We start from the raw sequence: 6,000 nt of genomic DNA, 5'->3' as shown, positions 1-6,000 counted from the left end.
TTATCTCTTCCCGTTTTACTTTGGTTTGTGTTCTTAAAAATTCTTTTTAGGAATTTTCGGGATTGTTTTGTTGTTCAATTATCAAAGTTCATGTACCGCTCTCTGAGCAACTTAATTATTTATATCAAATCTCTTGAAGTTTGTCAACAACTTTTTTCATTTATTTCCAAATTTCTTTTTAATCTGATGAAAAACTTGCTGTTTTGCGTTTGTCTCGCTGACAGCTTGTATATGATATCATCTTGGATTTGAATTGTCAACAGTTTTTTTGATTTTTTTAATAATATATCGAATTTTATTTCTCATATACACTAATTTGATTTTTTTAGTTATTGCTGCATATCCGTCTATATTGTATTTATATTGTCACAATTGTTTGTCCCAAACGAACGATACCCACCTATTTGCTGTCTTTCATAGCCGGATTTCAACCATGAATGGCATTATTATTTTACAAGTGCGTTATTATTTCTGATCAATATACCCTATCAACCTTTTGCATGCGTATCAAAATAATCCTTCAGAATCATGAGACTTTCATCCCGAAGAATCCCCGCTGTTACCTGTGGCTGCCAAAAGGAATTGTCAAAAACAATCTTTGAACAATTACATCCTTCGTTACCAAGTATCGCCTCTAAATCGCTATTGCTTGCACCGTATACTAATCGGCCTAATTTCACCCAGACCATTGCGCCACTGCACATAAAACACGGCTCACAGCTGGAATAAAGCGTATAGTCATGCAAATCTGTGATTGATGTCTTTGCACAGAATTCACGAATCAGTCCGGCTTCTCCATGAAAGGTCGGATCATGTCTTGTATAAATCTGATTTTCATTCGTAAATACAATTTCTCCATTTTTTACCAGAACCGCTCCAAAAGGCTCATTTCCATGTTCTACGGCAAGTTGTGAAAGACGAATAGCCTCGCGCATAAAAGATGCATCCTCCGGCTTTCTTTGGCTATTCAGACCGTGATTTGTATCTGAATCATTCTCAAAAGATTTCGTCATCATCGATATCTCCTTCCATGACTATTGTTCAAGGAATTATTCTGCTTCTTAATAATTCCTTTATACAAAAGAATCGTAAAAACAAGTCCCAAAATCTGCAAGATAGAAATAAAAATTGGCAATTCTTTATGTGTAACTATTGCGATTAGAAACCATTCTTTTCTTAGAGTACAGAAAAACCCCGGAAACCTTACGGTTCCGGGGTATCTTACGTTTGGACACAGAGTGTACTCCTGACACTCATTTATATACGATATGCGCGTTATACTCGCAATGCACAACTTCGATTCCGCTACGCTTCATCTCAGTCGAGGCATTCGCCTCATAAATCCACCGAACAATGCCCTGGTGTGAGTGAACTCCCACTAGTCATCATTCGTTGGATTTGCATTGCTCATTGCTTAGCGAATATTATTCGATGATTGTAGCAACACGACCTGAACCTACAGTACGGCCACCTTCACGGATAGCGAATGTAAGACCCTGTTCCATAGCGATTGGGTGGATCAGTTCGATTGTCATTTCTACGTTATCACCAGGCATGCACATTTCTGTACCTTCTGGAAGGGAGATAACGCCTGTGATATCTGTTGTTCTGAAGTAGAACTGTGGACGGTAGTTGTTGAAGAATGGTGTATGACGACCACCTTCGTCTTTTGTCAGTACGTAAACCTGAGCTGTGAATTTCTTGTGTGGGTGTACTGAACCTGGTTTAGCGAGAACCTGTCCTCTTTCGATTTCATTTCTCTGAACACCACGAAGAAGACAACCGATGTTATCACCAGCCTGAGCTTCGTCAAGGAGTTTACGGAACATTTCGATACCAGTTACAACTACTTTACGTGTTTCTTCTTTAACACCAACGATTTCTACTTCGTCAGAAAGATGCAGAACACCTCTTTCTACACGGCCTGTAGCAACTGTACCACGACCTGTGATAGAGAATACGTCTTCGACTGGCATAAGGAATGGCTTATCTGTATCACGCTGTGGATCTGGGATATAGCTATCTACTGTATCCATAAGTTCCATGATCTTGTCGCCCCATTCGCCGTTTGGATCTTCAAGAGCCTTAAGAGCGGAACCTTTGATGATTGGGCAATCTGTGAAGTCATATTCTTCAAGAACTTCTGTGATTTCCATTTCTACTAATTCAAGGAGTTCTTCATCATCTACCATATCACATTTGTTCATGAATACAATGATGTAAGGTACACCTACCTGACGTGAAAGAAGGATATGCTCTTTTGTCTGAGCCATAACACCATCAGTAGCAGCTACAACAAGGATAGCACCATCCATCTGAGCAGCACCTGTGATCATGTTCTTTACATAATCGGCATGTCCTGGGCAGTCAACGTGAGCGTAATGACGTTTTTCTGTCTGGTACTCAACGTGAGCTGTAGAGATTGTGATACCACGTTCTCTTTCTTCTGGAGCTTTATCGATGTTTTCGAAATCTACTTTTTCGTTACCAGGTACTCTTTCTGCTAATACTCTTGTGATAGCAGCTGTTAAAGTTGTTTTACCGTGGTCAACGTGTCCAATTGTACCGATATTACAATGTGGTTTGCTTCTGTCAAACTTAGCTTTAGCCATTTTAACGTCCTCCTTTTATAGGCGCCTCTCCCCCGTTCGGGAGAGGCAGATTTTTATTATTTTTGCTCGGCTAATTACGATTATATTGCATTTACAGCATATATTCAAGCCTATTTTAAAATATTTTCGTATTTAAAAGTTGTACATTACCTGTACACAGCAAGGATAATTTATTTATCTTTGTTGTTTAATACCTTTTCCTGAATTGACTTCGGAACTGGTTCGTATTTCTCGAAGAACATGGAGTAGTTACCACGGCCCTGTGTTCTTGAACGCAGGTCTGTAGAATAACCGAACATTTCAGCAAGTGGTACATATGCTTTAACCATCTTACCACCACCGATATCTTCCATACCTTCGATACGACCACGACGTGAGTTCAGGTCGCCGATGATATCGCCCATGTATTCTTCAGGCATTGTAACTTCAACTTTCATGATCGGCTCAAGAAGAACAGCGCCTGCTTTGTGCATAGCTTCCTTGAAAGCCATGGAACCAGCAATGTGGAATGCCATTTCACTTGAATCGACTTCATGGTAAGAACCATCATATACTGTAGCATGGATACCAAGTACAGGGAATCCGCCGAGGATACCAGCTTTAGCAGCTTCTTCGATACCTTCGCCGACAGCTGGGATGTATTCCTTAGGAATAGCACCACCTACGACTGTAGAATCGAACTTGAAGAGTTCTTCACCATTGGCATCCATTGGCTCAAAGTGAACTTTACAGTGACCATACTGACCACGACCACCGGACTGTTTAGCATATTTGCTGTCTACATCAACGGCTTTTGTAAATGTTTCTTTGTATGCAACCTGAGGTGCACCAACGTTTGCCTCTACTTTAAATTCACGAAGCAGACGGTCAACAATGATTTCCAGATGGAGCTCGCCCATACCGGCAATGATTGTCTGGCCTGTTTCCTGATCTGTATGAGCTCTGAATGTAGGATCTTCTTCAGCAAGTTTTGCTAAAGCTTCACCCATCTTGCCCTGGCCTGCTTTTGTCTTAGGCTCGATAGCAAGCTCGATAACAGGTTCTGGGAATTCCATGGATTCCAGAATAACCGGATGCTGTTCATCACAGATTGTATCACCAGTTGTTGTAAATTTGAAACCTACAGCAGCTGCGATATCACCGGAGTAAACCTTATCCAGCTCTTTTCTCTTGTTGGCATGCATCTGAAGGATACGACCAACACGTTCTTTCTTGCCCTTTGTTGCGTTCAGTGTGTAAGAACCGGAATTCAGAGTACCGGAATATACACGGAAGAATGCCAGCTTACCAACGAATGGGTCTGTCATAATCTTGAATGCAAGAGCGGAGAAAGGTTCTTCATCAGAAGAATGTCTGACAACATCGTTGCCATCCATATCAACGCCCTTGATTGGTGGGATATCTAATGGAGATGGCATATACTCGATGATTGCATCAAGGAGCTTCTGAACACCTTTGTTTCTGTAAGCTGTACCACAGCAAACAGGAACAGCTGTACATTCACATGTTGCTTTTCTTAATACAGCTTTTAACTGATCATTAGATGGTTCTTCACCTTCAAGGTAAGCCATCATCAGATCGTCATCTAATTCGCAGATCTTCTCAACTAATTCTGTATGATAAAGTTCTGCATCATCAACCATATCTTCTGGGATATCAACGATAGAAATATCGTCACCCTTTTCATCATTGTAGATATAAGCCTGCATTTCAAAAAGGTCAATGATACCTTTGAATTCATCTTCCTTACCGATTGGGAGCTGAATGCAGATAGCATTCTTACCTAATCTTGTCTTGATCTGCTCAACAGCACTGTAGAAATCAGCACCAAGAATATCCATCTTGTTGATGAAAGCCATTCTAGGTACGTTGTATGTGTCAGCCTGACGCCATACGTTTTCGGACTGAGGCTCAACACCACCTTTGGCACAGAAGACACCTACAGCACCATCAAGTACACGAAGGGAACGCTCAACTTCAACTGTGAAGTCTACGTGTCCTGGTGTATCAATGATGTTGATACGATGCTCTAAAGCACCTGCCTTTGGCTTGCAGTGATCCTGAAGTGTCCAGTGACATGTTGTAGCAGCGGAAGTAATTGTGATACCACGTTCCTGCTCCTGGGCCATCCAGTCCATAGTTGCAGTACCGTCATGAGTATCACCAATCTTGTAGTTAATACCAGTGTAATATAAGATACGCTCAGTTGTTGTTGTTTTACCAGCATCGATATGAGCCATAATACCAATATTTCTGGTTCTCTCTAATGGATATTCTCTTCCAGCCAAGGATAATTCCTCCTTTTCTCAGCTAAGCAACCGCTAAAAACAGATTACCATCTGTAATGAGCGAAAGCTTTGTTTGCTTCTGCCATTTTGTGCATGTCTTCTTTTTTCTTAACTGCTGCACCAGTGTTGTTTGCAGCATCCATAATCTCGTTGGCAAGTCTCTCTTCCTGAGTCTTTTCGCCTCTCTTACGAGAATATACTGTTAACCATCTGAGAGCAAGAGCCTGTCTTCTCTCTGGTCTAACCTCGATAGGCACCTGATATGTGGCACCACCGATACGTCTTGCTTTTACTTCAAGAACAGGCATGATATTGTTCATAGCTTCTTCGAAAACTTCGAGAGCTTCCTTGCCTGTCTTTTCAGAAATTCTATTAAATGCGCCGTATACGATCTTCTGAGCAACGCCTTTCTTACCGTCAAGCATGATGTTGTTGACAAGCTTTGTTACGACTTTGCTGTTGTAAATCGGATCAGCCAATACGTCTCTTTTCTGGATATGTCCTTTTCTTGGCACGTTACTTCCCTCCTTATAGATTATTCAATCTTGGGTACTCACGTAGTCTGACTATGTGTTCGCGCTCGAATTGTATATCTATCTTTAATCGCAACCTTATATTCATTGCGGTAAAATAATGCTACATTCGTCGCAAATAGTATAAACCTGTGAAACTCTTATTTCTTAGCGTCCTTTGGTCTCTTAGCACCGTATTTAGAACGGGCCTGTCTTCTCTTAGCAACACCTGCAGTATCAAGTGTACCTCTGATGATATGGTATCTTGTACCTGGTAAGTCCTTTACACGACCACCTCTGATCAGTACAACGCTATGCTCCTGAAGGTTGTGACCTTCACCTGGGATGTAGCTTGTTACTTCGATTCCGTTTGATAAACGAACTCTGGCGATCTTTCTAAGAGCTGAGTTAGGTTTTTTAGGAGTAGCTGTCTTAACAGCTGTACATACACCTCTCTTCTGTGGTGATGATAAGTCTGTTGCTTTCTTGTGAAGAGAGTTGTAGCTCTTCTGCAGAGCAGGAGCTGTAGATTTCTTCTCAACAGTCTGTCTTCCTTTTCTTACTAACTGGTTAAATGTTGGCATTATT

Annotated in this window: 5 protein-coding genes; all 5 read right to left on the bottom strand. The window is 41.2% G+C overall.

What is annotated here, in order from left to right:
• Positions 1–488 precede the first annotated feature (488 nt).
• Positions 489–1,016, bottom strand: a complete 528-nt coding sequence (locus WMO25_RS02435; RefSeq protein ID WP_349083894.1) for a nucleoside deaminase — start codon at positions 1,014–1,016, stop codon at positions 489–491.
• Positions 1,017–1,424: 408 nt separating this feature from the next.
• Positions 1,425–2,612, bottom strand: coding sequence for an elongation factor Tu (gene tuf, locus WMO25_RS02430; protein ID WP_349083892.1), 1,188 nt, complete (start codon positions 2,610–2,612; stop codon positions 1,425–1,427).
• 170 nt (positions 2,613–2,782) lie between these two features.
• Entirely contained in the window at positions 2,783–4,900 is a 2,118-nt protein-coding gene (fusA, locus tag WMO25_RS02425) for an elongation factor G (RefSeq protein WP_215689781.1), read from the bottom strand.
• Positions 4,901–4,944: 44 nt separating this feature from the next.
• Positions 4,945–5,415 (bottom strand): 30S ribosomal protein S7, encoded by a 471-nt coding sequence (gene rpsG, locus WMO25_RS02420; RefSeq protein ID WP_178440010.1) that lies wholly within the window; start codon positions 5,413–5,415, stop codon positions 4,945–4,947.
• 158 nt (positions 5,416–5,573) lie between these two features.
• Positions 5,574–5,996: a 30S ribosomal protein S12 gene (rpsL, locus tag WMO25_RS02415; protein WP_015513728.1), complete on the bottom strand. Its 423-nt coding sequence runs from the start codon at positions 5,994–5,996 to the stop codon at positions 5,574–5,576.
• Positions 5,997–6,000: the final 4 nt, after the last annotated feature.

The organism is Coprococcus intestinihominis, from assembly GCF_040096555.1.
GTDB classification, from domain to species: Bacteria; Bacillota; Clostridia; order Lachnospirales; family Lachnospiraceae; genus Coprococcus_A; species Coprococcus_A intestinihominis.
This window is presented reverse-complemented; position numbering and strand designations above follow the sequence as displayed.

Bases quoted from the DNA above. Each gene is read 5' to 3' on its own strand.
- tuf (WP_349083892.1), bottom strand. From the start codon at position 2,612: ATGGCTAAAGCTAAGTTTGACAGAAGCAAACCACATTGTAATATCGGT.
- rpsL (WP_015513728.1), bottom strand. From the start codon at position 5,996: ATGCCAACATTTAACCAGTTAGTAAGAAAAGGAAGACAGACTGTTGAG.
- WMO25_RS02435 (WP_349083894.1), bottom strand. From the start codon at position 1,016: ATGATGACGAAATCTTTTGAGAATGATTCAGATACAAATCACGGTCTG.